Origin of the sequence: Streptomyces sp. NBC_00984, assembly GCF_045162475.1 — a bacterium.
Taxonomy (GTDB): domain Bacteria; phylum Actinomycetota; class Actinomycetes; order Streptomycetales; family Streptomycetaceae; genus Streptomyces.
In genome coordinates, this window is the sequence record NZ_CP108734.1 from 2,536,935 (window position 1) to 2,561,603 (window position 24,669).

Here is a 24,669-nt window from a genome sequence, read left to right on the forward strand (position 1 = left end):
GACCTCACGCCCACTGAAAAGGTTGTACGGAGAACTGATTTCACACGTGAAATCTTAGTGGTACGTTTCTTTCACGACAGAGACCGACCCCGGTCGTGTCGTGAAAGGAACCGCCATGTCTTTCGCCCCCGCCGCCCTGGTCGCCGCCGCACAGGCCAAGGGCGACCAGACGCCCGCCGACATGGCGCGGCGCATGGGCGTGCCGTACCTCGCCGTCTACCGGTGGGCCACCGGCCGCAACGCTCCCGGGCCGTCTGGCCTCGCCGCGATCGAGCGGACGTACGGACTCACCCCCGCCGCCTTGATACGAGAGGACGCCGCCGCATGAGCACCGTGATCTCCCGCGAGCAGGCCGTCGCCAACGCGCGCCGTGTCCTCGACCGCGCCCGGGCCCGTCGCGACGCCCTGCCGATCCGGGAGGCCGCCGAGCAGGCCGCCGTCGGCTCGTTCCAGAGCGCCGACGAAATCGAACTGACCCTGCGCCGGCTCCGCCGCGCCGCACTCGTCGAACAGGTCAGCGCGCCGTCGGCCCCGGCCGCCCGCGCCGCCTGACCCACGAAAAAGCCGCCCCGGGTGCGACCGGGGCGGCGAGAGACACCCCCGTACACGTCACGAGAGGCCCGTCATGAACCGTACCCGTCACTCCGCCGCCGAGGCCGTGCGCGCCGTCATGGTCGCCCGCAACCTGCGCGCCATCGCCCCGGACGTCGACACCGTGCAGACGACGCCCGTTTACACCGAGGCCGGACCGCGCGGCGCCCGCGTCGCCGTCCGCGTCCACCTCGCCGACGTCCTGCACCTGCCGCTCGCCGCCGACGCCGACCAGCACCGCGCCGCGTACGACGCCCTGCGCCGCGCCTACCCCCGCGCGCAGTGGCAGAGCGACGAGTACCGGTACGACGTCCCCGCCGGCCGGCTGCACCGCATCACCCCGGACATGCCGGCGGACGTCCGTTGACCGCCGAGACCGTCCTCGACGCCCTCGCCGAGGCGTACGCCGACGAGCCGGCCACCGTCGAGCACCTGCTGCTCGACCTCGCCGCCGCCCGGGCGCACGCCGACCACGTGCGGCACTACCCCGCCGCCACCGACTACGGGCGCGACTCGGCCGCCGCCGGCCTCGACCGCGCCCGCGAGGACCTGCTCGACGTCCTCGACCTGCCCAGCACGAACGGAGCCACCCCGTGACCGTCATACCCCTGCACCGCAACGCGCCGGCCGCCACCGCCGGCCCCGTCGACCTCACCGCCGACCAGGTAACCACCCTGCTCGCCCCGATCAACCCGAGCCGCGTGCAGAACCACCGCGGGCAGTCCCACCTCGAAGCGTGGGACGTGCGCCGTTGGCTCAACCGCGTATTCGGTTTCGGCGGTTGGTCCGACGAGACACTCGAACTCGCCCCCGTGGCACAGATGGAGATCAACCCCGGCCGCTGGACCGTCATTTACCGGGCGCAGGTCCGGCTCACGGTGAAGACGACCGACGGCCGCGTGCTCACCGCGTACGACGACGCCGCCATGGGTGACAGCCGCAATCAGCCGGTACTCGGCGACGCGCACGACCAGGCCATGAAAACGGCTCTGTCGCAGGCGTTGAAGCGGTGCGCACACAACTTGGGGGACGCATTCGGCCTGTCCCTCTACAACGACGGAAGCCGGCAGGCCGTCGGGTTGTGGTCAGCCGCGCACCCGAAGCCGAAGGATGACGCCGCGGCGCCCGCCGTTCCGGATGACGCTCCGGTGAAGCCCGAGCCGGCGCCCGTCGTCGAGCAGCCGGCCCCGGCCGCGGCCGAGCAGCAGGTGCAGCGCAGCAAGCGGGCCGAGGGCGGACCGTGGGAGACCTCGCCGCAGCAGGCGCCCCCGGAGCAGCAGCGGCCCCGGGCCGTACCCGACCAGCAGCCGGCCGCGCAGGGTGGGCCGTCGCGCGACTACCTCGCCGACGCGCAGGCCGCCGAGTCGCGCGAGCGGTTCGACCAGGTGCGCGCCGCGGCCGTCGCCGAGAACGCCCCGCAGGACTACCTCGCCAAGCTCGACGCCATCGCACGGCAGAAGGAGCAGGCCGCGCAGCAGCAGGCCCCGAAGCAGCAGGCACCGAGCAAGCCGGCCGCGGCGAAGGCCGCCCCTGCGCGCCCTGTGGCCGTCCCGTCCGCCCCGGACCCGGAAGCGGACGCCGCGCGGCAGCAGCACGCTGTCGCCCTCGCCGAGTTCCTCGCCGCTGGTAAGGCCCTCGCCCTCGAACCGTCGCACCTCGACGACATCACCGTCGCCGAGGCCGGAAGCCCGGCCGCCGACTGCACGGTCGAGCAGCTCGCCGGCCTTACCGCGGACCTGCTCGCCGCCGCCGAGGGAGTCGCCGCGTGAGCACGGAGGAGAGCACCGAGCAGGCCGTCGAGGCGCCGAAGTACACCCCGGCGCAGATCAAGGCCGCCACGACCAAAGAGGCCGTCCTGAAAGCCCTACTCGACACCGTCGACAAGGCGTACAAGGTCGCCCGTACGGACGTGCAGGCCATGCTCGACGAGCAGCAGAAGACCACCGGCGGAACGAAGTTCGACGCGTCCCTGCCGGATGGGACCAAGGTGGGCGACGTCCGCCTCAGTGGGGGCGAAGCTGCGGCGAAGATCACCGACGAGCAGGTGTTCGTCGAGTGGGCACACAAGACGTTCCCGAGCGAGGCCGTAACCAAGTTGGTCCGGCCCGTGCCGGCACGGCTGGTCAAGGCCGTGCAGCCGCGGTTCGTAACGCTGCTGCTCGAACAGATGACGGCCGCCGGCGTCGCGCAGGTGCACAACGAGGAGACCGGCGAAATCCTCGACGTGCCCGGCGTCGACATCAAGCCCAGCCGCGCGCGTACGCACTCCGTGAACTTCACCCGCGCAAGCAAGGTGAAGCGCGCCGGCCGCGACCTGGTCGCCGACGCGTGGCGGGCCGGCACCCTCGCCCCGATCGTTCTGCCTGCCCTCGCCCCGCCGCCGGCCGCGACCCCCGCCGCGGCCCCGGACGACGAGAGCGAGGCCGCCGCATGAGCCGCATTGTGCGCGGCCTCGACCTGTCCCTGACGGGTTCCGGCGTCGCCGGCGCCGGTTGGGCGCAGACCCTCGGCAGCAAGGGCAAGCGGAGCGACACCTACGCCATGCGTCGCGCACGGCTCGACCGCCTCGCCGGCCGGATCCTCGACACCGTCGGGGCGTGCGACCTTGCCGTCGTCGAGGGCCCGAGCTACGGGTCGCGCGGCGCCGGAACGTGGGACCGCGCGGGTTTGTGGTGGCTGGTCGTCGACCGCCTCGCCGCCCGCGACGTCCCCGTCGCCGTCGTCACCCCGACCGCCCGGGCGAAGTACGCGACCGGTGACGGCCGCGCCGGAAAGCAGGCCGTCGTCGAGGCCGTCGGCCCGCGGTACGGGGTCGCCCTGCGCGACGACAACCAGGCCGACGCGTACGCGCTGCTCGCCATGGGTCACGACTGGCTCGACGAGCCCCTCGCCCCCGTGCCGGCGAAGAACCGGCAGGCCCTCGCCCGTGTCGAGTGGCCCCTGCTGCTCCCGCCGCCGGCCGTGCAGCTCGGTATCGGGGGCGACGACCGGCCGTACCCCGAGACTGTGCCGGCCGTGCCGCGGAAGCGTCGCCGGCGGAAGGCGAGCGAGCAGGCCGCGGTCGGCCCCGGGCAGGTCGACGCCCTCGCCCTGGTCGAGGGGGCCGCCGCGTGAAGTGCACGCACTGGATCGGCGCCCGCCGCCGGTACTGCCAAATCCCCGGCGCCCGTCGGTACGTCCAGGGCTACCGGTGCCCGCTCCACACCCCGTCGGCCCTCGCCGGAAAGCCGGAGCCCGGAACGCCCCCGGCCGCTCCCGTCGTCGAGCAGCAGGCCGTCGAAGACGGCCCGCCCTGATACCCCCGACGATCCCCTGCCCGGCGTGCGGACTCCCCGTGATCCGCACGCCGGGGGGCGACCTGCTCGACCCGACCCCGCACCCCCTCGCCATCACCCGGCCGAACGGCCGACGGATGACGCCGCGCGAAGTCGTCGAGTGCGCCCTCGACCGCCGGCCGCCCCGCGGACACCACCCGCACCGCCCCGGCCTGCTCCCCCCGTACGACTGCCGCCCCCGCGTCGAGCAGCTCGCCCTCGACTTTGACCTGTAGGAGAACTAGCCCGATGAGTTACGACGCCCGCGAATGGGTGTGGGACCACAGCAGCAGCAAGGGCACCGCCCGTATGGTCCTCGCGCTTATCGCCGACCGGTGCGTCGACCGGCGTTGCATGGCGTACGCGTCCGTCCCCGCCCTCATGAAGCGCGCGAACGCGTCCCGTACGGCCGTGCGCGACGCCCTCGACAAGCTGCTCGCCGGCGACGAGCTGCTGCTGCTCCCCGGCCGCAAGGGACCGCGCGGAGAAACGTATTACCACCTGCCGGCCGCCGCTCGATTCCTCGCCGAGCAGCCCGCCGAGGGGGGTCGGAATACGGCCCCCGGGGGACCGGATTCCGACCCTGCCGACCCGTCCGAGGGGGGACCGGATTCCGACCCGGGGGACCAGATTCCGACCCCCGGGGGGACCGGATTCCGACCCGGAGGGGGACCGGATTCCGACCCCCAGAACAGAAGAGAACCGAAGGTGAACGGTAAGAGAGCTGCTGCTCTCTCCCCCGCCGCCGAGTGGCAGGTCGACGACGACGCCCTCGCATGGGCCGACGAGCAGGGCCACCTCGACCGACTCGGCGAGGCCGGCCTGCGCGCTGCCGACGAGAAATGGCGCGCGTACCGAGCTGCTGCTGCTCCCCGTGCCGCCGCCGGATGGGCCGCGGACTGGCGTTCATGGGTCACCCGGGAACGCACCCCCGCCCCGGGCCGCCCGAACCTCTACGCCCTGCCCGGCGGATCCCCCGCCGCCCCCGCGCCCGCGGCCGGCATGACCCGCGCCGACGCGCACACCGCCGCCCTGCTCGCCCTGCTCGACGACGCCCCGACCGGAACGGAGTAACACCCCATGGACCGACGCGAAATAGCCGGCCTGCTCGCCTACATGGGCCGCCTCGACCCCCGCACGATGCGCACCGACCCGGGCGAGCTGCGCGACCAGGTCGACCAGTGGCAGGAGCTGCTCGGCGACGTCCCCCTCGCCACCGACTACGGGTGGGACGCCCGCACCGCTGTACGGGCGCACGTCGTCAGCTCGCCGTACCCCGTCCTGCCCGTGGACGTCGCCCGCCAGTGGAGCAAGCACAGCGGCGACCGCCTCGCCCGTCACACCGACCCCGTGCCGGCCGCCGACCCGGACGACGTCGAGTCATGGCGGGCCGAGCTGCTCGGCACCCGTCACGCCGTCCTCGCCGGACAGCGGCCCCCGAACGAGCAGGCCGCCATCACCAGCGGTACCACCATCGACCCCGCGGTCGAGGCCCGCCTGCGCGCCATCGGTTCCGTGATCCCGCCGGCCGTGCGCGCCGAGCTTTCGCTCTTCCGGCCCACCCGTGCCGCGCGCGAGGCCGCGGCCGTCGAGGGGCGCCCCGACCCGTTGACCGTCCGTTGCGAGTGGTGCCACGCCCCGGCCGGCGAGCCGTGCCGTAACCGTCGTATGGGTCTCGACGGGCGCGCCCGGGGTAACGCCCGCCGCGCCAAGCCGCATCCCTCCCGCCTCGACCTCGCCGCCGCCGCACTGCACCGTCAGGAGTCCGCCGCATGAGCCGTCCGCGCACGTTCCGGGTGATCGCCGTATGGCCGGCCCCCGCGCCCGAGAGCCGGTACGAGAAGACCGACCGGGCCCGCGTCGTTGCCCTCGCTCGCAAGTGGGCGAAGGCCGGCGCCACGGCCACCGTCGAGCAGGACGTCGGTAGTTGGCAGTGGCGCCACGTCCGTACGTACCGGCCGCCCATGCCGGCCCCGAAGGTTGAGCCCAAGCCGGCGCCCGTCGCCCCGCCTGCGCCCGTCGAGGACCGCCTCGACGACGACCTCGACCTGTACGAGCGGCTCATGAGGCAGGCCCCGACCAGCCGGGACAGCCGCGGCCGTCGTACCTGCCGGCACATCGTCAACCGCCGCGGGATCACGTAGACCCCCCTCCCCGAACCGGGACGACAACGCCGACCCATGCCCGGTAGATTTCACGTACGATTCGTTTTCCCGCTTTTCGTTTCACACTCGAAATAGGACTCGAAATAGGAGTGCCCGTTGTCCGGCGAAACCGTCATCACCGTTGTTGGAAACCTGGTCGACGACCCCGAGCTGCGGTACACGCCCAGCGGCGCGGCCGTCGCAGCGTTCCGCGTCGCATCCACCCCCCGCGTGTTCGACAAGACCGCGAACGAGTGGAAAGACGGGGACAGCCTCTTTCTGACCTGCTCCGCGTGGCGCACCCTCGGCGAGAACGTCGCCGCGTCCCTCGCCCGCGGATCCCGCGTCATCGTGCAGGGCCGACTCAAGCAGCGCAGCTACGAAGACCGCGAGGGCGTAAAGCGCACGGTCGTCGAGCTTGACGTCGAGGAAGTCGGCCCGTCCCTGCTGCGCGCCACCGCCGCCGTCACCAAGACCACCGGCAACAACGGCGCCACCGGCCAGCAGCAGCCCCAGCAGCCCGCGGCCGACCAGTGGAACACCGGGCAGCAGCAGCGCCCCGCACAGAGGCCCCAGCAGCCCCAGCAGCAGTACGCGCAGCAGTCGTACCCGAACAACGGATACGGAGACGAGCCCCCGTACTGAGTCGCGCCCGCGACCGGTCGATGCCGCCCCCGTGCGCAGGAAACCACCCGCGTACTCGACATACGTCGTCTTGCGGACGAAGAACCACGACCAGAGAGACCCGCCCCATGCCAAGCCCAACCCGCCGCACCGTTCACCTGACCCGTACCGAGCACGCCCTGCCGCTTCCCGCGTCCCTGCTCGACGTCGCCGAGCTGCTCGACACCGTGCGCGCCGAACTCACCCGGGCCGACCGCCCCGTCGTTGACGCCGAGCTGCGCGTCGTCGAGGGGGAGCTGCTCGCGTTCTACGACGTGCCGCGCGCGGCAGTGGTCAACCGATGAGCCCGGCCGGCGTCGCCCTGGCCGCCCTGGTCGTCGTGTTCTCCCCGGGCATCGTGCAGACCTGCGCCCGAGCGTGCCGCCGGCCCGACCACCTCGACCGCGAACTGCGCGCCCTGCTCGCCCACTCCCGCGCGTGCCCGCCCGACTGCACGGCCTGCTCGACCGCCCGGGACACCACGCCGTGAGGGCCCTCGACTGGCTGCTCGGCGTTGTCCGCCCCGCCAACTTCCGGCCACCTCGACGGAGCAGGCGCCACGCTGCGGACACGCGCGGCGCCTGCTCGCCCACCTGCCCCACCTGTACCGCCCCTGCCACCAGGAAGGCCGCACGATGAGCCGCACCACCCGCGCCGTACGGGAGCAGGCCCGCCTCGACCGCCGCGCGCAGGTCGACAACCTGCTCGCCCGGTACGCCCGTACTGCGCCGGCCGAGGCCGAGCTGCTGCGCGCCCTGGTCGGCGCCGAGATATCCGAGGGCGACCGGTACCGCCGGGAGTCCGGCGGGCAACAGGCCGCGGTACGCCGGGAGCAGCAGCGCCTCGCCGCCGCCGAACAGGCCATCGTCGAGGCCGAGGAGCGCGCGGCCGTCGCCGAGGCCGCCCTCGCCGAGCGGCAGCAGTGACCGCCCGCCCGCGCGTGCTGTGCACACATGAGTACGTGCTCATGCAGGACTCATGTCCCGGATGCGACGCCGAGCAGGAGCAGCCCCACCAGGCCGAGCCCGTCGACGTCGTCCCGTCATGGACACCCCGCCGTCACCGTCGTTGCCGGCGCTGCTCCCTGGTCGCCTCGCACCGCATCCACCAGCAGACGCCCGCCGCCGAATGAGCCCCGCGGGGCGCACCGAGTAGGCCGCGCCCCGCCGCACCACCGAGGAGACACCAACCGTGCAGCACCCCGTCGCCATCCGTACCGCCGAGCGCCTGCGCACCATCCGGGAGCAGTGGGGCGCCCTGCTCGCCGCCGTCGAGACCCCGCCCGCCTCGACCACATGGCCGCCGGCCGAGACCCGCGCATTCCTGAACGCGGGGGCCGTCGACGAGGGGGCCCTACTGGTCGAGGACCGGGCGCCGCTCGCCTTGCGGCAGCACCCGGCGCCGGCGAACCTCGACGCCCTCGACGTCGCTCTGTTCGTCGAGCAGCAGGTGTTCGACCTCGCCGACACCCTCGCCGCGGCCGTGCAGCACGCCGGCGTCGACGACGTCCGCCGCTGGACGTTCCCCGACCCGGGCGCACCGGACGCGCGCACCGCCACGGGATCCCGTGCGCATGGTCTGCACTGGGCTGCTGTGTACGTCGAGGGCCGCGTGCTCGACGAGGACACCGAGCCCGAGCTGCTCGGCGACACCATGGTCGCCGCCCCGTTCGCCCCGCTCCCCGAGTGGGCACTGCACGAAGCCGCGCGGGTGGCCCGGGCCTGCGAGCAGCGCGTCGCCCGCATCGTCGCCGCGGACGCGATCACCGGGAGCCGCACCCTGCCGACCCCGTGCCCGGCGTGCGGGGGCGCCCTGGTCGTGCGCGCGGCGCCGGCCGACCCCCCGACCGTCACCTGCCGGACAGGGGAGGCGTGCGGGGCGGACACCGGACGGGACGCCCGCGGCCGGCGCGTGTGGGAGTGGCCGGCCTGCCTGCCCCTGCTGCTCACCCCCGGGGCCCCGGACGCCAGTACCCCCCGGGCCGCATGACCCCACACCCCAACACGCGGAGCAGGGCCCGGAATTGACCCCGGGCCCTTTGCTCGCACCGCTTGTGAACCTAGTTCAGAACCTAGTACAGTTGTGCTTGTTCACCCCGCCGGCTGCACACCGGCACCCACCACAACCACGGGAGCTAACCCCATGGAGCAGCAGACGTTCACCGAGCAGGCCGGCGTCACGTACGCCGCAATCGGCAAGGGCAAGCGCGTCCACTACTCGCCGCGCAACGACGACGGCCTGTGTGGTCGCGCCATCACGCGGTACCTCGACGTCGAGGAAGCCGTCGCCCTGTTCGACAAGGGATACGAGCTGTGCGCGCCCTGCCACCGAGCCGCCGAGAAGCGCGCCGAGGCCCGCCGCCTCGCCGACGCCTCCCCCCTCGCCGCCGCCGCCGTCGACCTGGTCGACGCCATCGAGCAGACCGACGCCGAGCGTGCCGTCGCCCAGTTCGACAGCGTCACGCGCGCCGTCGACGCGGTCGAGCACGCCGAGCAGGTCGAGGCCGGCGTCGAGACTGTCGCGGACGCCGAGGCCCTGTACGCCGCCGCCCTGGTCACCGAAGCCGAGGCCACCGAGGGCACGTGGCGCGGCGAGTGGATCGGCGCGCAGGACGACGACGAGACCCTGTTCCCCGTCGAGCGCGACACCGAGCAGGGCGCACTCTTCACCGACCGCGCCACCGTCGAGCCGGCCGTCGAGGAGCAGCCGGCGACCGTAGAGACGTACTACTTCCTGCGCACCGCAGGGACACCGTGGGGCCCGCAGTCGCGCGAATACTGCGACGGGATGGTCGACCTTGCCGTCGAGCTTGGCCTCGCCCGTACCGAGATGGTCGAGAAGACCGTGACGTACCGCCCCGGGCAGGCCGCCACGACCGTTAACCGCGTCGTGCGCGAGAGCCACCCCGCGGCCCCGGCCGTCGTCAAGCCGGCCGCGGTCGAGGGCGTCGTCGTCAAGCACGCCGGCACCGCCGAGGGCAGCACCCCGAGCAACGCCTCGCACCCCGACGTCGCCGCCGCCCGGACCGCCCTCGGCTCGATGAAGGCCGCGCCCATGACCGATCACCACGACGTGAGCGACCCGACCGAAGACGAGCGCAGCGTGCGCGGGTACCTGGTGGAGCCCCGCGGGCAGGGCCGCGTCGCCCTGTACTGGCTCGAAGGGGGCCGCGTCGTCCGCCGTGAGGGGTGGCACGGGCCGAGCCTCGACTGCATGGCATGGACCATGGGCCGCGCAGGGTGGGCCGTCGAGAAGCTGCGCCCGTCCTCGCAGTGCGTGTTCGCTCACGTCCCCACCGAGACCACCGCGCCGGCCGCGGTCGAGGGACCGGCCGCGCCCGAGTGCCTGCACCACATCGCCGTTCGCGCGGACGTGTCCGGCGACCCCATCAAGGCGTGCGACCGGAAGCAGCCCAACCAGGAAGCCGGCGTATTCAACGACGAGGGTTGCATCGAGGCGTACGACTGCGCCGTGCAGGCCGCGAACCGCGCCGCCGAGTGGAACGTCGAGGAGGAGGCACCGGCCGGCGACCCGACGTACACATGGGACCTGCTTTGCGCCGACCACCGCGAACAGCAGGTCGACGAGTGCGAGCAGTGCAACGCCGAGGAGGCCACCGAGCAGGCCGCCGTCGACACGGTCGGGCAGCCCGCCGTCGAGGAGCGGCCCCGATGCATCACGCACGGCGCCGCGTGCGACGACGCCCCGAAGCGCCGGCACCAGTTCGAGCCGACCGCCGAGCAGGTCGAGGCCGCGCGCGAGGCCAAGCGGCAGGCCAAGGCCAAGGCCGCCGCGCGCATCACCGAACTCGACGACGTCCTCGCCATGATCGAGCAGGCCGAACGCGTCGACGGAACGTGGCGGGGCGAGTGGATCGCCGCCGCGCCGGCCGACGCCGAGCTGCTCGACCTGCCCGCCGACGTCGAACAGGGCGCGTTGTTCGCCTAACGGCCGGTACCGTTTCGCCCGCCCCGCAGCCTGCGGGGCGGGCCCGTCCTCGAAGGAGCGCAAGACATGAGCAGCGAGCAGCCATCCACCGCCGAGCAGCGTCTCGCCGAGCAGATGCGCAACGCGCTGCACGAGTACGACACCCGCAAGGCCGCCGAGCAGGCCGTCGCCGAGTCGCTCGAACACCGGCTGCTGCGTGCCGCGTCGGCCCGCTTGATTTGGAAGGCAGTAGAACCCACGTTGCCGGACCTGATGAGCGAAGCCAACGAAGCCGGGTGGACGGCCGATCTGATCGCAGACGCGTTCGGCGTGACGCCGACGTACGTCTATCGCAAGTTGCGCGAACACCGCGCCGAGTAGCGCAAACACCGCAGGCCCGACCGGTGACTGCACATCACCGACCGGGCCCCAACCACCACGGGAGCTAACCCCGCCATGGCTACGCCGAACCCTACCGAGCCGAAGACCACCAAGAGCCACAAGCCCCCGAAGCCGGGCACCCGGCCGTCGGTGCGCGCCGACGCCGCAGTCTGCGACGACTTCGCAGTGATCATGTCCGCCGGCGGTACCGCGTCGGACGCCATCCGTGCGGCCGTCGCCATGCTGGCGGACATGTACCGGACCGGGTGGGCCCATGGCGTCTGCGCGCCGGGCACCGCTCCGCGCCTGCTCGCCTACCAGTTGCAGCAGTGTCCGACAGTGACACCGGCCCTGATCAGCGGACGAGCACCCGTGTCCGACAGGCGCACGAGTCCGCGCACGGTGTCGCCCCGCCTGCCGCACCCTCCCACCGGCCGCCATCTGTCCGCGTAGGGGCCGACCATTCGTGATTCCCCGGAGTCCGACGACGAGGGCCCGGGGAATCACGCCTGTCCGACGCCATGGCCGACAACATTGGGTCAACGGGGCCCGGCGCCGCACGTGATTGCGTCGGACACAGCTACAACCTTGCTACACACCGGAGAGTCACACAGGGGACACATGTTCATCACACATGGAGTGCCACCCTTGAAGAGATTCGCCGCCCTCGCCACTGCCGCCGTCGCCGTCGTCGCGCTCTCCGCATGTTCGGCCGAGGACAAGCCGTCCACCGAGCCCACAGCAGCACCGAGCAGCGCACCGGCACAGCAGGCAGACAGCGGCATCCCGGCCAAGCCGACCGGGGCGAAGCGCGAGGCATACCTCCGGGCGATCAGGGCCGTTGACCCCACACTCACCACAGACGAGGACAAGGCGATAGACGCCGGCCGCAATCAGTGCTCATCGCTCAACGGTGGAGGGAAGGACCCCGACCACACGGCCGCCGAGCGGTTCGGGAACGACACGCACCCGCTCACGGACAAGCAGGGCAAGACGCTGAATGCAGCCCTACGCGGGACGCTATGCCCGGCGAGCTGATCAGCGTTGCACGCCGTTATCAACCTGTGATCTAATCGGGGCGTCCCCGGCGTGCCCGGAAACAGACCCTCCCCACTCGACGCCCCACGGCCATCCCCCCGGCAGTGGGGCGTCGTCATGCCCGCCGGGAGGTGACCAGCCGTGCGAGAGCGGATCACCGACGCCGATCGCGACCAGGTCCGCCGGCTGCACGCCGAGGGCCGTAGCCGCAACGAGATTGCCCGCACGATCGGGCGCAGCGGCTCTACCGTGTCCAAGATCGCCGGCGCGTTCGAGCCTCCACTGAGTTTCGCGCGCGGCCCCGAAGTGGTCGCCGCGACCGACGCCCGCCGTGTCGACCTCGCCGCCCGCCGCGCGCAGTTCGCCGAGTCCCTGCACGAGTCCGCCGAGAAGCTGCACGCGCAGCTATTCGCGCCGTGCACCATCGGCGCGTTCGGTGGAAAGGAAAACGAGTGGTCGCAGGTCGACCTCGACCGGCCGCCGTTCTCCGATCAGCGGCAGATCCTCGCCGGCGTGTCCATCGCCGTCGACAAGTCCTTGAAGCTCGCCCCCGCCGAGGGAGGCCAGGGAGCCGAGGACGTCCGTTCGATGCTGGGCACCCTCGGCGAAGTCCTCGCCGATGCGTTCGCCGACGACGAGGGGGCCGACGACGGGGGGTGAGCCGTGCGCCTGCCCGCCGGCGTCGACCTGCCCTTGTCGCGTAAGCAGCTCCGTTCGATCGGCCGCGCCCGGGCCCGTATCAACCTGTGGCACGGCAGCGTCAGGTCAGGCAAGACCGTTGCAAGCCTGCTCGCTTTCGTAATCGCCGTCGCCGCGGCCGGCCCGTCGGGACTCATCCTGATATGCGGCAGGTCGCTACAGACCATCGAACGAAACGTGTTCGAGCCGCTCACCGATCCGGCCCTGTTCGGCCCCCTCGCCCGCCACGTCCACCACACCCGCGGCGCCACAACGGCCGTCATCCTCGGCAGGACCGTGCACCTTATCGGCGCATCCGACGTCCGCGCCGAGGGCCGCCTGCGAGGACTCACGGCCCAACTCGCCTACGTCGACGAGGCAACGCTCGTTCCCGAATCGTTCTGGACGCAGCTACTCGCCCGATTGAGCACCCCCGGCGCGCGCCTGCTCGCCACCACGAACCCCGACTCTCCCCGCCACTGGTTGAAGGTCGGATACCTCGACCGGGCCCACGAACTCAACCTGCGTCACTGGCACTTCAAGCTCGCCGACAACCCGAGTCTTACGCGGCAGTACGTCGGAGACCTCACCGCCGAATACGTCGGTCTGTGGCGCCGCCGCATGATCGACGGGGCATGGGTCGTTGCCGAGGGCGCCGTATTCGATATGTGGGACGAGCAGCAGCACGTCGTCGACACCCTGCCGCCGATGCTCCGGTACTGGGCCGCCGCGGACTACGGGACCACCAACCCGTTCGCCGCCCTGGTGTTGGGACTCGGCGCCGACGACCGGCTGTACGTCGTGAGCGAGTGGCGCCACGACAGCAAGACCGCACACCGACAGATGACCGACGCGCAATACAGCGAGGCCGTCCGGGCATGGCTCGACCGGCAGAGCGTCGAACCCGAGTGGACGTTCATTGACCCGAGCGCCGCGTCGTTCCAGACGCAGCTATGGGCCGACGGACACCCCGGCGTCACCCGGGCCGACAACGAGGTGAAGGCCGGTATCCGGTCTGTGTCGTCGGCCCTCGCCGCCGGCCTGCTCCGCGTGCACGAGTCCTGTACCGGCCTGCTCGACGAGATCCCCGGTTACTCATGGGATCCGGCCGCGTCCGCGAAGGGCGAAGACAAGCCCATCAAGACCGCCGACCACAGCGTCGACGCCCTGCGCTACGTGCTGCACAGCACCGCGCACGAGTGGCGCCACCTGGTCACCGCGCCGAGGGAGGCCGCCGAATGATCACCCTGCCCGTGCACCTGCGCGTCGGGAGCACCGCCGCCGAAATCGGCACCGTCACCGTGGACGCCCCGGCCGGCATCCCCGCCGCCGTCGCCGAGCTGCTGCGCACCGCCGCGGACCACCTCGACCAGGTCGACGGAGAGGGGGCACCGACGTGAGCCTGCCCGACAACGGCACCATGTGGCCGCCGCGCAGCATCGCGCCCCTGTACGACGACATCAAGGTCGACGACGCGTGGTACTCCGGCGACGCCGACCGCCTCGCCAAGGTCTACCGGTACGCACCGCAGCAGCGGAAGGACGGCCGGCGTCGCTTGTGGGGGCGCCACCGTCAGCCGGGCAAGCGCGAGGAACGGCTGCACGTACCCCTCGCCGGCGAAATCGCGCAGACGTCCGCCGACCTGCTTTTCGCCGACACCCCCGTCGTCACCGTGGCGGACACCTCGACGCAGGACCGCCTCGACGAGCTGCTCGACGTCGGGGGCGTGCCCGAGCTGCTGCTGACCGCAGCGGAGACGGCCGCGGCCCTGTCCGGCGTGTTCCTGCGCGTGACGTGGGACCGCGCCGCCGCCCCCGACCGGCCCCTGCTCACCGTCGTTCACCCCGACCAGGCCGTACCCGAGTGGACGTTCGGCATCATGACGGCAGTCACGTTCTGGCGGGCCCTGCCCGGTACGGGGTCGGCCGTATGGCGCCACCTCGAACGGCACGAGCGGGGCCGCATCCTGCACGGCTTGTACGAGGGGACCGACGACCAGCTCGGCCGGCGCGTCCCGCTCAGCGAGCACGCCGAAACGGCCGGCCTCGCCGGATCCCTCGGCACCGAGGGCGACGCCATCGAGACCGGCGTGCCGATGCTCACGGCCGTATACGTGCCGAACATCGGGCCCAACCGGAAGCACCGCGGCGCCCCGTGGGGCCGCAGTGACTTGCAGGGTGTGCACGACCTGCTCGACGCCCTCGACGAAACGTGGTCATCGTGGCTACGCGACATCAGGCTCGCGCGGGCAAGGTTGATCGTTCCCGACGGGTACCTGCGCAACAACGGGCCGGGCAAGGGCGCGTCGTTCGACGACGACCGGGAAGTGTGGCAGGCCCTCGCCATTCCACCCACCGAGCAGGGCAACGGCATCACGTTGAGTCAGTTCGAAATCCGCGTCGAAGAGCACCGCACGACCGCCGAGGCGATCGTGCGACAGGCCACGACCGCGGCCGGTTACTCCCCATCGTCCGTCGGTCTCGACGGAGACGGGGCCGCCGTCACTGCAACGGAAATCGCCGCCCGTGATCATCGTTCGATGGTGACCCGGGGCAAAAAGGCGAGGTACTGGCGACGCGCGATTGCCGAGATTCTGCGCGTACTGCTCGCCATCGACCGGGCGCAGTTCGGCACGCAGAACGCCGACGAGCGCCCCACGGTAGACATCGGCGACGGAGTCGCGGAGGACCCGGGCAGCACCGCGCAAACCCTGTCCCTGCTCGCGCAGGCGCAGGCCGTTTCCACCGACACGAAGGTGCGTACCCTGCACCCGGATTGGGACGACACAGCCGTCGCCGAGGAAGTCGCCCGGATCCACGAGGAGACCGGGCAGGCCGCGCCCGACCCCGTCGGATCCTTCCCGCTCGCCGCGTGATCGGGGGTGCACGATGCCCGTGTCTCCCGATCAGGTCGAGTACCTCGCCGCGACGACGGCCGACCTGTACGCCGACGTCGAGCGGCGCCTGCTCGAACTCTGCGCGCGACAGCTCGCCATCGGGCAGGAGGCGCCCGGGTGGGCCGTCGCCAAGCTCGGCGCCGTCGCCCCGTTGCGCCGCGCGGCCGACACCCTGCTCGATACCCTCGCCCGGGGCGTCGACGAGGAGGTACGGCACGTCGTCGCGGAGGCGTACGACAGCGGCCGGCACTCCGCCCTCGCCGAACTCGGCGTACTGGGGGACGACGACCGCCGCACGGTGGCCGAGCGGACCCCGCAGGCGCAGGCCGTCGACCGCCTCGCCGCCGAGACCATCGAGACCGTCACCGCGACGCACCGTGGGATTCTCCGCGGCGTCGAGGACGGGTACCGGCAGGTCGTTGCGGAAGTCACCGCGGCGCCCCTGCTCGGCACCGACACCCGCAGGCAGGCCACACAGCAGGCCATGACCCGGTTTGCCGACCGGGGCGTGTCGTCGTTCCGCGACCGCGCCGGCCGCCGCTGGGCCCTCACGTCGTATGCCGAAATGGCCGTACGGACGTCCGTGGGCCGCGCCGCGGTCGAGGCGCACATGACGACCCTTGCCGCGGCCGGCGTCGACCTGGTCGTCGTCAGCAGCAGCCCGCGCGAGTGCCCGCTCTGCCGCCCGTGGGAACGACAGGTGTTGTCCATCGGGGGCCCGTCCGGCGCCCGTACGGTCGACGTTGAGCACGCCGTCGACGACGGCCGCATGGTCCGCGTGGACGTCGCCGGATCCCTCGACGAAGCCAGAGCCGCAGGGCTGCAACACCCCAACTGCCGGCACAGCGTGTCGAGTTACACCCCTGGCATCACGCGCACCGAGGACGCCGAATCGGACCCCGCCGGATACCAGGCAGGGCAGAGGCAACGCGAGATAGAACGGCACATCCGGAAGCACAAGAACCGGGCCGCCGCCGCGACCACGCCCGAGGGCAAGCGCGCGGCCGAGGCCAAGGTGCGCCAGTGGCAAGGCGCCATGCGCGAACACCTCGCCGCACACCCGGACCTGCGCCGCCTGCGCCACCGCGAACAGCCCGGCGCCTCGAACCTCCCCACCACCTACACCCGGCCGGCCGACGACGCCATGCAGGCCGCCCGCGTCCGCGCCGGCGACGACGCCACCCTGCGCGAAATGAGCGACGAGCAGCTCGGCGCCGCCATCCGGCCCGGGGTCCTCGACGAGCGAAGCCTCGCCCGCATCGAGAGCGAGGCGGACCGCCGGGACGCCGCCGACCTGCGCACCGCAGTGTTCCCCGAGGGGCGCCTGCTCGCCGACCTCTCCGGCACGGGCGACGAAGTCCTCGCATGGGCGCAGCAGCACGCCACCGACGACGACCTGCTGCGCATCGCCGACGAACTCGACCACAGGTACCCCGGGCCCATGCCCGAGTACCCCGTGCCGATGGGGGACGACGTCGACGACGTCCTCGCCGCGTCGGCCGCCCTCGACGACGCCCTCGCCCCGGGGGCGCCGCCGGCCGAGTGGCAGCAGTACGCGGACGTCGCCGACGACGCCCTGCCCGCCACGGCCCGGCACCTCGCCGACGAGCACCCGGCCGACGAGCCCGTGCACAAGGTCACTCGGCGCGAGGCCCGAGAGATGTATTTCGAGTGGGCCATGCAGCAGTACGAGGCCGCCGAGGGCGAGACGAACGGGTATCTACTCAACCGCCGCGGACGCGAGCAGGGCGTCGACCCGGGAAGCCTGTTCACCGGGCCCGCCCGTATCGCTTACGCCTACGCGTCCGACGAACTCAAAGCGTTCTGGCGGAAGATCGAGCGCAAGACGCAAGCGCAGTTCGTCGCGGAGACGACCGGCCAGAACATGAGCGATGTTCGAGCAGCTCAACAAGCGATGTGGGATGCTCGGAACAGGCACGATGGATGATCGAGGGGGCGTCATGGGAAGCCGCGCAGACCTTACTCGCGCGCTGCTCGCCGGCCGTACCGCGGCCCGCGCCGAGCAGTCCATGACCACATGCCCCCACCCGCCGCGCACACTGCTGCGGACCGCATGGCTACGCGGATACGGACAGGCCACCGAGCCCGCCGAGTAAGCCACACAGACACCCCACACGACCCCGAAGGGCCCGCCGACCGGCGGGCCCTTTCGCATGTCCCCACACGGTCACGGAGGGCCGATTACCCATGCCCGAAAGCCAGACCCCCGCCGCACCAGCCGCACCGTCCACCGACCCGGCCGCACCGGTCACCCCCGCGGCGCCGGCAACCCCCGCGGCGCCGCCCGCCTCGCCCGCGGCCCCCGTCGCGCCGGCAACTCCCGCGGCCCCCGCGGCGCCGGCCGTCGACCCGGCCGTCGAGCAGCGCGCGACCGCCGCCGAGCAGGCCGCGGAGCAGGCCAAGACCGAGCGCGACGAGCTGCTCGCCGGCCTGCGCCGCGTCCTCGACCCGTCCGGCGCCGCCGCCGAAACCGACCCGGCGCAGCTCGCCGCGCAGGCGACCACCGAGCGCGACGCCGCCCTCGCCGAGTCCCGCACCCTGCGCGTGGAACTTGCCGCGCACCAGGCCGCGCACGGCGCCGGCGCCGATCCGGCCCGCCTGCTCGACTCCCGCACCGTCGAGAAGCAGCTCGCCGAACTCGACCCGGGCGACGCCAAGTTCGGCGAGAAGCTCGCCGCCGTCATCACGGCCGCGGTCGAGGCAAACCCCCACCTGCGCGCCACGGGCGCCCCGGCCGGCCCGCCCGCGGGTGGCGCCGACTTCACCCCCGGCACGACCACCGCCCCGACCGCCGCGCAGTTCGCCGCCATGTCCTACGGCGACCGCGTCGCACTGCACCAGTCCGACCCCGACCTGTACGCGCGGCTCTCTGCCGCATCCGAGTAAGGAGGGCACGCGATGCCCGCTGGAAAGACCACCGCCGCACAGATGATCGTGCCCGACGTCTGGGCCGACATGGTGCAGGCGAAGTTCAAGGGCGCCATGATCCTCGGCTCTCTCTCGAACGACGACAACACCCTCGAAGGCAAGCCCGGCGACACGGTGAACTTCCCGAAGTGGAAGGCGTTGGGAGAGGCCGAAGACCTCGCCGAGGGAACGCCGATGACCACGGAGCAGCTCGGCACCGACCCGGGCAACTCGGCGACCATCAGGGAATCCGGTAAGGCCGTTGAGATCACCGACAAGGCCCGCCTTGTTGCGTTCGGCGACCCGTACGCGGAGACGCAGCGGCAGCTCGGCGTACTCATCGCCCGGAAGATCGACACCGACCTGCGCGCCGCGGCCGAGGCCGCCGGCGTGATCACGGTGGACGCCTCGACCGAGCCCCTGTCCTGGGATGTCATGGTGTCCGGCATCGAGCAGTTCGGAGACGAGTGGGATCCGGAGAACATGGCCGGCCTGGTCATTCACTCCGTGCAGCGCGCCGCCCTGCTCCGTGACCCGAACTTCATCAGCGCGGACAAGCTCGGCGCCAATGCCGTCATCCCGCGCGGAGTGATCGGCCAGGCCGGGGGCGTGAACATTTACGTCTCCAACCGGCTGACCACGGCCGGCACCGGCGACGCGACCACGTACAACGCACTCATGGTCAGGCGCGGTTCTCTGGGCCTGCTCTACAAGCGGCGCCCCGTCGTCGAGACGGACCGCGACATTCTCGCGCGCACCACGGTCGTCACGACGAACGTGCACTACGCGTGCCACAGGCTCGACGACGAGGGCGTCGTCGTGCTCAAGACCCGCGGTGCCGCGGCCCCTGCCGGGGGTGGCGCGTGATCCTGCGCCGCTATCACCCGCCGGCGGACGACGACGAGCAGCTCGACCAGGCCGCCGACGAGCAGCCCACCAACGCCCCGCCCGCGACCAAGCCGGCGGGGCGTTCTGCTGCCCCGAGCAAGGCCAAGAAGACCGACGGGGGGTGAGCCATGGGCCGCGTCTATGCGACCCCCGAGCAGCTCGCCACGTACACCGGCGCCCCCGCCCCCGAGGGTGTCGAGCGGCTGCTCGCCCGCGCGTCCGAGGACGTCGACGCCGCCCTGCTCACCGCCGTTTACGCCGTCGACGACGACGGAGACCCCACCGACCCGGCCGTCGTCGCCGCCCTCGCCGCGGCCGTCTGTGCACAAGTCGAGTTGCAACTCGCCACCGGCGACGACGGCACCGGCGCAGCCGGCGTATGGGACAGCGTCAGCATCGGGCCCGTGTCCCTGTCCGGGCGCACCGTGGGCCCGCCCGCCGCGTCCGGCGTCGACCTCGCCCCCCGCGCACACCGCGCCCTACGCGGCGCCGGCCTGCTCCCGGGGGTGATCTGGTGAAGGTCCCCGCCGCCCTGCTGCGCCACCGCGTCACGGTCGAGCCGTACCGGGGCGACTCGGCGTACGGCCCGATCTACGACCCGCCCGTCGTCGACGTGCGCGCCCTGGTCGCTCACACCGTCAAGCAGGTGCGCCGCGCGAGCGACGGCCGCGAAGTCGTGAGCACGGCGCAGGTGATCACCCTCCCGGGCCTCGACTGCCCGCCCGGATCCCGGGTGACCCTGCCCGACGGGCGCGTGACGACCGCCATTTCGACCGCCGACCACACCGCCCCGGGCCTGCCCGTGCCGGCCTGTACGGAGGTGATGACGGAATGACCGCCCGCGCCCGCCTCACCTGGAACGGCGCCGCCGCCCTGCGCGGCACCCGGGCCAGCGCCGTCCGCGGCCTGCGCCTCGCCGCCGAGCACGTCCTCGAAGTCTCCCGCCGGCGCGTCCCGATCGAAGAGGCAACCCTCGAACGGTCGGGCGTCGCATCGGTCGACGAGGAGGCCCTGACCGCCGGCGTTTCGTACGACACGAAGTACGCCGTACGACAGCACGAAGAACTCGACTACCAGCACGACGCCGGCCGGACCGCGAAGTACCTCGAAGGTCCCGTGACCGAGGAGGCCGGCACCGTCGAGGCGATCATCGCCGCGCAGGTACGGCGGGCCCTCCGTGGCTGACCTGCTCGACGGCCTCGCGCGCCACCTCGCCGCCGCCGGCCTGCTCACCTACGACCCGACCGGCAAGAGCGGCGACACGTTCGTCGAGGCCATGCCCCCGCAGCCCGACCTCGCCGTGTCCCTCGCCCTGTACGACGCCGGCGCCCCGGAAGCCCGGGACGACGCCGAGCAGCGACGCCTACAGGTACGCACGCGAGGCACCGCCGACCCCCGCGTATCGCGCGCCCGCGCCGAAGCCCTGTACCGCGCCCTGCACGGCGCCGCCGGCGTCGAGTTGCCCGACGGTACGTGGCTCACCCTCGCCGCCGCACGCGGCACCCCCGCCCCCATGGGCACCGACAGCACCGGCCGACACGAGCACGTCGTGAATTTCGATCTTGACGTGTCCGGCCCCACCACAGACACAGGAGGTAACGCCCATGGCCGGTAGGCCGATTGATGCGCGAGGCTGGATATTCGAGGTCCAGAACGCCGACGCCGAACCCGAGTCGTGGCTGCCCATCAGCGGCATCACGACCTTTACCCACAATCCCGGCGAAAACGAGGAGACGGCCGACACCACGGCGTTTGACTCCGACGGGCAGTACGAACAGGACGTGATGCAGCGCGGCGCCTCGCTCGAAGTCGAGGGGCAGTACCGCATCGACAAGACCACCAAGGCGCAGGACCCCGGGCAGGCGTACATCGACACCGTGTGGGCCGAGCGTCTCGGTATCGACTCCCGGAACCTGGTCCGGTGGCGCCACAACACGCAGACCAAGTGGGTTGTCTGGGATGCCACCGTGACCCCGGGCGAGCAGGGCGGCGCCACCAACGACAAGACCAGTTGGAGCGCCACCGTCACGAAGTGCGGCGCGGCGACCACGTCGGAGGTGACGCCGTGACCGACGCCGACCTCGACGTCGTCGACCAGGACGACGAGCAGCTCGACCAGGCCGGCGCCGGACCGGCGGACTTTGACGCGTTCTTCGCCGAGGAGTCCGCCACCCGGCCGCGCGAGCAGCTCACCCTCTACGGCACCACCTACACACTCCCCGAGTCCCTGCCCCTGCTCTTCACGCTCCAGATGGAGCGCGTACAGGACAGCAGCGACCCCGACGACGTCCGCCGGATGCTGGCCACCCTCTACGGGGGCGACGTCCTCGACACGTGGGCCGAAGCCGGCATGACCGACCGGCAGCTCGGCGTCGTGCTCATGTACTCCGCCGCGAACATCCGGAAGCAGGGCAGCGTCACCATGGCGCGCGCGGCCGAGCTGTACGCCGAGCAGGACGCGGGAAAAGACGCGGTCCCGGCGAACCGGGAGCAGCGCCGGGCGAAGACGAAGACGACGAAGAAGCGGGCGCGTTCTGGCGCGCGATCCTGACCCACTGGGCCGCCGTCGAGGGTGACCTCGCCCGCGAGTACGGCACCGGCCCGCGTGACCTCGCCCGCATGTCCACCCGCAGGTTCCTGGTTCTGGTGACCGGCCTGCCGGGCGAGTCCAAGTTCGCGCGCGCATGGTCGCGCACCCCCCGGGCCGTATCGGACCCGGCGGAAATCGCAGCAATCACCGGCATCCCCGCCGGCTGACCCGTACGACCGGCGAGCGCGCCGGATGACCCCCGAACAGGAGGTGATCCGGTGGCGCTCACCGTGGGCGAGCTGCTCGCCACCATCACCGTTGACGACGCCCCCGCCCGGGCCGGCATGAACCGCGCCGAATCCGGGATGCGCGCGACCGGCGACAACATGGTCGCCGACGCCGACCGGGCCGGACAGCAGGCCGGGGCCGCCCTCGGCGACGGAATGGCCGACGGGAGCAACCAGGCCGCGAGCGGCGGCGCCGACGCGTTGAAGGCGTTCGGGTGGGCCGCCGTGGGCGCCGGTATCGGCGCCGTCCTCATGGCCGGCGTGGGCGAGGCCATGCAGCAGGGCAAGGTCGCCGGCAAGTTGCAGGCGCAGCTCGGCACTACCGGCCCCGTGGCCGCGAAGTACGGCCGTGTCGCCGGCGACCTGTACGCCGGCGCGATCGTCGACTCAGTCGAGGACGGGGCCGAGGTCATCAAGGGCATTGCCCAAAATGGCCTGCTCCCGCCCGAGGCGACGAACTCGCAGATACAGCAGATGTCCAAGCGCGTCGCGGACACCGCGAGCGTCATGGGCGAGGACGTCGGCAAGGTCTCTCGCGCCGTCGGTGTGATGCTGAAAACCGGCGTCGCGTTGTCCGCCGATGAGGCTATGGACGTGCTCGTAAAGGGCACACAAAAGGGCGTCAATTCCGCCGAGGATCTCCTCGACACGTTCACCGAATACCCCACCCAATTCCGCGACCTTGGCCTCGACGCCAAGACCGCAATGGGCCTCATGCAACAGGGGTTGCAGGGGGGCGCGCGCGACGCCGATACGGTCGCGGACGCGTTGAAGGAATTCGCTATCCGCAGTAAGGACATGTCCGCCGGGAGCGTCGCCGCTTTCAAGGACATTGGCCTTAACGGCGACACCATGGCGAAGGTGTTCACCAAGGGTGGACCGGAAGCCAGTAAGGCACTCGGCGACGTCCTACAGCGCATCAAGGCCATTGAAGATCCGGCCAAGCGCAACGCAACGGCCGTCGCCCTTTTCGGCACGAAAGCGGAAGACCTCCAGGGCGCGCTATTCAAGCTCGACCCTAGCACGGCGGTAAAGGCACTCGGCGACGTCAAGGGCGCCACCGACAAAGCCGGAAACGCCATGCGGGACAACGCCGCAACCAAGTTCGAGCAGTTCAAGCGCGGCGCCATGCAGGGCGTCGTCAACGTGCTGGGAACGTACGTAGTCCCCGCGCTCATGACGGGCGCCGACTACGCCGTGAAGTTCGGCAAGGGGTTTGCCACGGCCGCGGGTTTCGTCTCGCAGCACTCGACCGCCTTTACGGTCGCGGCCGGCCTTATCACGGTGTTTTTCCTGCCCACCCTGGTTGCCCTCGCCGCGCAGGCGTGGACGACGACAACCGCCGTCGTTACCGGGTGGATCACGCAGGGCACGGCGCAGGCGGGCGCCCTCGCGTCGTTCCTGGTCGCCAACGCAACCATGTTGGCGGGATGGATCGCGCAGGGTGCGGGCGCCGTTGCCGCCGCGGCGCGCGTCGTCGGGGCGTGGATCCTGATGGGTGCACAGTCCCTGATTCAGGCCGCGCGAATGGCCGCAGCGTGGCTTATCGCCATGGGCCCCGTCGGGCTGATCATCGCCGCCGTTGTCGCGCTGGTCGCGCTGGTCGTCGCCAACTGGGACACCATCGTTTCCGCGACGAAAACGGCGTGGGAATGGGTCTGGAATAAGATAAAGGCCGTTGGTCAATTCTTGCTCGACCTGTTTACGAATTTCACGCTTGTTGGAATCATCATCAAGCATTGGGATTCGATCAAGTCCGGAACGGTGCGCGTCTGGAACGGCATTGTGGATTGGGTCAAGGGGCTCCCGCAGAAGCTCATCAACTTCTTTTTGAATTGGACCCTCCCGGGCCTGATCATCAAGCATTGGCAGAGCATCAAGGACGGTTCGGTACGCAAGGCCACCGAACTTGTCAATTGGGTGCGCGGCCTACCGGGCCGAATAGCGGACGGAATCGGCAGTCTCGGACGCCTGCTGTACGACAAGGGAACCGACGTTGTACGCGGCCTGTGGAATGGCATTAAGTCCATGGGTTCATGGCTAAAGTCGACGCTCATTTCGTGGGCAAAGGATTTGATTCCCGGGCCCATTGCAAAGGCACTCGGAATTCATAGCCCTTCCCGCGTCATGGCAAAGCGGGTCGGCCGCTGGATTCCCGCCGGCGTCGTCGCCGGTATCCGCTCCGGGCAGGGCGTGCTCGACCGCACCATGTCGAACCTGGTCACGCCCCCGCCCGTGCCCGCCCTCGCAGGCGCAGGCGCCAGCGCCGGCATGGGGGGCGGTACGTACGCGTTCGGCCAGAGCGCCGGCGCGGCCGTCCACATCGAGCACTGGCACGGCGGCGAGCAGACCCCCGAAGAGAACGCGCACGCCCTCGCGTGGCGCATGAAGGCGAGGGGGTAAC

The 24,669-nt window shown here is 71.8% G+C and carries 39 protein-coding genes; all 39 read left to right on the forward strand.

Annotated features, from left to right (window positions below; translation table 11 throughout):
- Window positions 1-115 precede the first annotated feature (115 nt).
- Window positions 116-328, forward strand: coding sequence for a helix-turn-helix domain-containing protein (locus tag OG520_RS10795; protein ID WP_406013019.1), 213 nt, complete (start codon window positions 116-118; stop codon window positions 326-328).
- Complete coding sequence (locus tag OG520_RS10800; RefSeq protein WP_406013020.1) at window positions 325-552, forward strand: hypothetical protein; 228 nt, start codon at window positions 325-327, stop codon at window positions 550-552. The genes OG520_RS10795 and OG520_RS10800 overlap by 4 nt, the downstream gene beginning before the upstream one ends.
- 73 nt (window positions 553-625) lie before the next feature.
- Entirely contained in the window at window positions 626-958 is a 333-nt protein-coding gene (locus OG520_RS10805) for a hypothetical protein (protein WP_406013021.1), read from the forward strand.
- A complete protein-coding gene (locus OG520_RS10810; RefSeq protein ID WP_406013022.1) occupies window positions 955-1,188 on the forward strand; it encodes a hypothetical protein in 234 nt (77 codons plus the stop codon). The genes OG520_RS10805 and OG520_RS10810 overlap by 4 nt, the downstream gene beginning before the upstream one ends.
- A complete protein-coding gene (locus tag OG520_RS10815; RefSeq protein ID WP_406013023.1) occupies window positions 1,185-2,360 on the forward strand; it encodes a Rad52/Rad22 family DNA repair protein in 1,176 nt (391 codons plus the stop codon). Before OG520_RS10810 ends, OG520_RS10815 begins: the two co-directional genes overlap by 4 nt.
- On the forward strand, window positions 2,357-3,025 hold the full coding sequence (locus OG520_RS10820; protein WP_406013024.1) for a hypothetical protein: 669 nt from the start codon (window positions 2,357-2,359) through the stop codon (window positions 3,023-3,025). The genes OG520_RS10815 and OG520_RS10820 overlap by 4 nt, the downstream gene beginning before the upstream one ends.
- A complete protein-coding gene (locus tag OG520_RS10825) occupies window positions 3,022-3,705 on the forward strand; it encodes a hypothetical protein (protein ID WP_406013025.1) in 684 nt (227 codons plus the stop codon). The genes OG520_RS10820 and OG520_RS10825 overlap by 4 nt, the downstream gene beginning before the upstream one ends.
- Window positions 3,702-3,887, forward strand: a complete 186-nt coding sequence (locus OG520_RS10830; RefSeq protein ID WP_406013026.1) for a hypothetical protein — start codon at window positions 3,702-3,704, stop codon at window positions 3,885-3,887. The genes OG520_RS10825 and OG520_RS10830 overlap by 4 nt, the downstream gene beginning before the upstream one ends.
- A gap of 38 nt (window positions 3,888-3,925) precedes the next feature.
- On the forward strand, window positions 3,926-4,141 hold the full coding sequence (locus OG520_RS10835) for a hypothetical protein (RefSeq protein WP_406013027.1): 216 nt from the start codon (window positions 3,926-3,928) through the stop codon (window positions 4,139-4,141).
- Window positions 4,142-4,154: 13 nt separating this feature from the next.
- A complete protein-coding gene (locus OG520_RS10840) occupies window positions 4,155-4,979 on the forward strand; it encodes a helix-turn-helix domain-containing protein (protein ID WP_406013028.1) in 825 nt (274 codons plus the stop codon).
- 6 nt (window positions 4,980-4,985) lie between these two features.
- A complete protein-coding gene (locus OG520_RS10845) occupies window positions 4,986-5,681 on the forward strand; it encodes a hypothetical protein (RefSeq protein WP_406013029.1) in 696 nt (231 codons plus the stop codon).
- Window positions 5,678-6,049 (forward strand): hypothetical protein, encoded by a 372-nt coding sequence (locus OG520_RS10850; protein WP_406013030.1) that lies wholly within the window; start codon window positions 5,678-5,680, stop codon window positions 6,047-6,049. The genes OG520_RS10845 and OG520_RS10850 overlap by 4 nt, the downstream gene beginning before the upstream one ends.
- A 117-nt stretch (window positions 6,050-6,166) precedes the next feature.
- Window positions 6,167-6,694 (forward strand): single-stranded DNA-binding protein, encoded by a 528-nt coding sequence (locus OG520_RS10855; protein ID WP_406013031.1) that lies wholly within the window; start codon window positions 6,167-6,169, stop codon window positions 6,692-6,694.
- 107 nt (window positions 6,695-6,801) lie between these two features.
- Window positions 6,802-7,017, forward strand: coding sequence for a hypothetical protein (locus OG520_RS10860; RefSeq protein ID WP_406013032.1), 216 nt, complete (start codon window positions 6,802-6,804; stop codon window positions 7,015-7,017).
- Window positions 7,014-7,202: a hypothetical protein gene (locus tag OG520_RS10865; protein ID WP_406013033.1), complete on the forward strand. Its 189-nt coding sequence runs from the start codon at window positions 7,014-7,016 to the stop codon at window positions 7,200-7,202. The genes OG520_RS10860 and OG520_RS10865 overlap by 4 nt, the downstream gene beginning before the upstream one ends.
- Before the next feature lie 145 nt (window positions 7,203-7,347).
- On the forward strand, window positions 7,348-7,638 hold the full coding sequence (locus OG520_RS10870; RefSeq protein ID WP_406013034.1) for a hypothetical protein: 291 nt from the start codon (window positions 7,348-7,350) through the stop codon (window positions 7,636-7,638).
- A 35-nt stretch (window positions 7,639-7,673) separates the two neighbouring features.
- Window positions 7,674-7,844 carry a hypothetical protein gene (locus OG520_RS10875; protein ID WP_406013035.1) on the forward strand — a complete coding sequence of 57 codons (171 nt, stop codon included), beginning with the start codon at window positions 7,674-7,676 and terminating at the stop codon, window positions 7,842-7,844.
- A 59-nt stretch (window positions 7,845-7,903) separates the two neighbouring features.
- Window positions 7,904-8,701 (forward strand): hypothetical protein, encoded by a 798-nt coding sequence (locus OG520_RS10880; RefSeq protein WP_406013036.1) that lies wholly within the window; start codon window positions 7,904-7,906, stop codon window positions 8,699-8,701.
- Between the two features lie 153 nt (window positions 8,702-8,854).
- Window positions 8,855-10,660 carry a hypothetical protein gene (locus tag OG520_RS10885; RefSeq protein WP_406013037.1) on the forward strand — a complete coding sequence of 602 codons (1,806 nt, stop codon included), beginning with the start codon at window positions 8,855-8,857 and terminating at the stop codon, window positions 10,658-10,660.
- A 66-nt stretch (window positions 10,661-10,726) separates the two neighbouring features.
- Window positions 10,727-11,020 (forward strand): hypothetical protein, encoded by a 294-nt coding sequence (locus tag OG520_RS10890; protein WP_406013038.1) that lies wholly within the window; start codon window positions 10,727-10,729, stop codon window positions 11,018-11,020.
- A gap of 75 nt (window positions 11,021-11,095) precedes the next feature.
- On the forward strand, window positions 11,096-11,473 hold the full coding sequence (locus tag OG520_RS10895; protein WP_406013039.1) for a hypothetical protein: 378 nt from the start codon (window positions 11,096-11,098) through the stop codon (window positions 11,471-11,473).
- Window positions 11,474-11,668: 195 nt separating this feature from the next.
- A complete protein-coding gene (locus OG520_RS10900; protein WP_406013040.1) occupies window positions 11,669-12,058 on the forward strand; it encodes a DUF732 domain-containing protein in 390 nt (129 codons plus the stop codon).
- 141 nt (window positions 12,059-12,199) lie between these two features.
- Complete coding sequence (locus tag OG520_RS10905; RefSeq protein ID WP_406013041.1) at window positions 12,200-12,718, forward strand: helix-turn-helix domain-containing protein; 519 nt, start codon at window positions 12,200-12,202, stop codon at window positions 12,716-12,718.
- A 9-nt stretch (window positions 12,719-12,727) separates the two neighbouring features.
- Window positions 12,728-13,978, forward strand: coding sequence for a PBSX family phage terminase large subunit (locus OG520_RS10910; RefSeq protein ID WP_406016458.1), 1,251 nt, complete (start codon window positions 12,728-12,730; stop codon window positions 13,976-13,978).
- Complete coding sequence (locus OG520_RS10915) at window positions 13,975-14,136, forward strand: hypothetical protein (protein ID WP_406013042.1); 162 nt, start codon at window positions 13,975-13,977, stop codon at window positions 14,134-14,136. The genes OG520_RS10910 and OG520_RS10915 overlap by 4 nt, the downstream gene beginning before the upstream one ends.
- Entirely contained in the window at window positions 14,133-15,611 is a 1,479-nt protein-coding gene (locus OG520_RS10920) for a phage portal protein (RefSeq protein ID WP_406013043.1), read from the forward strand. Before OG520_RS10915 ends, OG520_RS10920 begins: the two co-directional genes overlap by 4 nt.
- A gap of 13 nt (window positions 15,612-15,624) precedes the next feature.
- Complete coding sequence (locus tag OG520_RS10925; protein WP_406013044.1) at window positions 15,625-17,580, forward strand: phage minor capsid protein; 1,956 nt, start codon at window positions 15,625-15,627, stop codon at window positions 17,578-17,580.
- 13 nt (window positions 17,581-17,593) lie between these two features.
- The gene (locus OG520_RS10930; protein WP_385648512.1) at window positions 17,594-17,749 is read left to right on the forward strand and encodes an Rmf/CrpP fold protein; all 156 of its coding nucleotides are present in this window, start codon (window positions 17,594-17,596) and stop codon (window positions 17,747-17,749) included.
- 91 nt (window positions 17,750-17,840) lie between these two features.
- A complete protein-coding gene (locus OG520_RS10935) occupies window positions 17,841-18,539 on the forward strand; it encodes a hypothetical protein (RefSeq protein WP_406013045.1) in 699 nt (232 codons plus the stop codon).
- Window positions 18,540-18,551: 12 nt separating this feature from the next.
- Window positions 18,552-19,427, forward strand: coding sequence for a N4-gp56 family major capsid protein (locus OG520_RS10940; protein ID WP_406013046.1), 876 nt, complete (start codon window positions 18,552-18,554; stop codon window positions 19,425-19,427).
- On the forward strand, window positions 19,424-19,573 hold the full coding sequence (locus OG520_RS10945) for a hypothetical protein (protein ID WP_406013047.1): 150 nt from the start codon (window positions 19,424-19,426) through the stop codon (window positions 19,571-19,573). Before OG520_RS10940 ends, OG520_RS10945 begins: the two co-directional genes overlap by 4 nt.
- 3 nt (window positions 19,574-19,576) lie before the next feature.
- Window positions 19,577-19,966, forward strand: a complete 390-nt coding sequence (locus tag OG520_RS10950) for a hypothetical protein (protein ID WP_406013048.1) — start codon at window positions 19,577-19,579, stop codon at window positions 19,964-19,966.
- Window positions 19,963-20,283, forward strand: coding sequence for a hypothetical protein (locus tag OG520_RS10955; RefSeq protein WP_406013049.1), 321 nt, complete (start codon window positions 19,963-19,965; stop codon window positions 20,281-20,283). The genes OG520_RS10950 and OG520_RS10955 overlap by 4 nt, the downstream gene beginning before the upstream one ends.
- Window positions 20,280-20,633, forward strand: a complete 354-nt coding sequence (locus OG520_RS10960) for a hypothetical protein (RefSeq protein WP_406013050.1) — start codon at window positions 20,280-20,282, stop codon at window positions 20,631-20,633. The genes OG520_RS10955 and OG520_RS10960 overlap by 4 nt, the downstream gene beginning before the upstream one ends.
- Window positions 20,626-21,063, forward strand: coding sequence for a minor capsid protein (locus OG520_RS10965; protein ID WP_406013051.1), 438 nt, complete (start codon window positions 20,626-20,628; stop codon window positions 21,061-21,063). Before OG520_RS10960 ends, OG520_RS10965 begins: the two co-directional genes overlap by 8 nt.
- Window positions 21,053-21,517 (forward strand): phage tail tube protein, encoded by a 465-nt coding sequence (locus OG520_RS10970; protein ID WP_385648507.1) that lies wholly within the window; start codon window positions 21,053-21,055, stop codon window positions 21,515-21,517. Before OG520_RS10965 ends, OG520_RS10970 begins: the two co-directional genes overlap by 11 nt.
- On the forward strand, window positions 21,514-21,999 hold the full coding sequence (locus tag OG520_RS10975; protein ID WP_406013052.1) for a hypothetical protein: 486 nt from the start codon (window positions 21,514-21,516) through the stop codon (window positions 21,997-21,999). The genes OG520_RS10970 and OG520_RS10975 overlap by 4 nt, the downstream gene beginning before the upstream one ends.
- Before the next feature lie 68 nt (window positions 22,000-22,067).
- A complete protein-coding gene (locus OG520_RS10980; protein WP_351196550.1) occupies window positions 22,068-22,205 on the forward strand; it encodes a hypothetical protein in 138 nt (45 codons plus the stop codon).
- Between the two features lie 51 nt (window positions 22,206-22,256).
- On the forward strand, window positions 22,257-24,668 hold the full coding sequence (locus OG520_RS10985) for a phage tail tape measure protein (RefSeq protein ID WP_406013053.1): 2,412 nt from the start codon (window positions 22,257-22,259) through the stop codon (window positions 24,666-24,668).
- The last annotated feature ends 1 nt before the right edge of the window (window position 24,669 follow it).

Coding starts and splice junctions, on each gene's coding strand:
- OG520_RS10970 (WP_385648507.1), top strand. CDS start 21,053: ATGGCCGGTAGGCCGATTGATGCGCGAGGCTGGATATTCGAGGTCCAG.
- OG520_RS10840 (WP_406013028.1), top strand. CDS start 4,155: ATGAGTTACGACGCCCGCGAATGGGTGTGGGACCACAGCAGCAGCAAG.
- OG520_RS10895 (WP_406013039.1), top strand. CDS start 11,096: ATGGCTACGCCGAACCCTACCGAGCCGAAGACCACCAAGAGCCACAAG.
- OG520_RS10870 (WP_406013034.1), top strand. CDS start 7,348: ATGAGCCGCACCACCCGCGCCGTACGGGAGCAGGCCCGCCTCGACCGC.
- OG520_RS10940 (WP_406013046.1), top strand. CDS start 18,552: ATGCCCGCTGGAAAGACCACCGCCGCACAGATGATCGTGCCCGACGTC.
- OG520_RS10925 (WP_406013044.1), top strand. CDS start 15,625: ATGCCCGTGTCTCCCGATCAGGTCGAGTACCTCGCCGCGACGACGGCC.
- OG520_RS10980 (WP_351196550.1), top strand. CDS start 22,068: ATGTCCACCCGCAGGTTCCTGGTTCTGGTGACCGGCCTGCCGGGCGAG.
- OG520_RS10850 (WP_406013030.1), top strand. CDS start 5,678: ATGAGCCGTCCGCGCACGTTCCGGGTGATCGCCGTATGGCCGGCCCCC.
- OG520_RS10950 (WP_406013048.1), top strand. CDS start 19,577: ATGGGCCGCGTCTATGCGACCCCCGAGCAGCTCGCCACGTACACCGGC.
- OG520_RS10805 (WP_406013021.1), top strand. CDS start 626: ATGAACCGTACCCGTCACTCCGCCGCCGAGGCCGTGCGCGCCGTCATG.
- OG520_RS10800 (WP_406013020.1), top strand. CDS start 325: ATGAGCACCGTGATCTCCCGCGAGCAGGCCGTCGCCAACGCGCGCCGT.
- OG520_RS10930 (WP_385648512.1), top strand. CDS start 17,594: ATGGGAAGCCGCGCAGACCTTACTCGCGCGCTGCTCGCCGGCCGTACC.
- OG520_RS10960 (WP_406013050.1), top strand. CDS start 20,280: ATGACCGCCCGCGCCCGCCTCACCTGGAACGGCGCCGCCGCCCTGCGC.
- OG520_RS10885 (WP_406013037.1), top strand. CDS start 8,855: ATGGAGCAGCAGACGTTCACCGAGCAGGCCGGCGTCACGTACGCCGCA.
- OG520_RS10935 (WP_406013045.1), top strand. CDS start 17,841: ATGCCCGAAAGCCAGACCCCCGCCGCACCAGCCGCACCGTCCACCGAC.
- OG520_RS10865 (WP_406013033.1), top strand. CDS start 7,014: ATGAGCCCGGCCGGCGTCGCCCTGGCCGCCCTGGTCGTCGTGTTCTCC.
- OG520_RS10890 (WP_406013038.1), top strand. CDS start 10,727: ATGAGCAGCGAGCAGCCATCCACCGCCGAGCAGCGTCTCGCCGAGCAG.
- OG520_RS10845 (WP_406013029.1), top strand. CDS start 4,986: ATGGACCGACGCGAAATAGCCGGCCTGCTCGCCTACATGGGCCGCCTC.
- OG520_RS10795 (WP_406013019.1), top strand. CDS start 116: ATGTCTTTCGCCCCCGCCGCCCTGGTCGCCGCCGCACAGGCCAAGGGC.
- OG520_RS10915 (WP_406013042.1), top strand. CDS start 13,975: ATGATCACCCTGCCCGTGCACCTGCGCGTCGGGAGCACCGCCGCCGAA.
- OG520_RS10825 (WP_406013025.1), top strand. CDS start 3,022: ATGAGCCGCATTGTGCGCGGCCTCGACCTGTCCCTGACGGGTTCCGGC.
- OG520_RS10860 (WP_406013032.1), top strand. CDS start 6,802: ATGCCAAGCCCAACCCGCCGCACCGTTCACCTGACCCGTACCGAGCAC.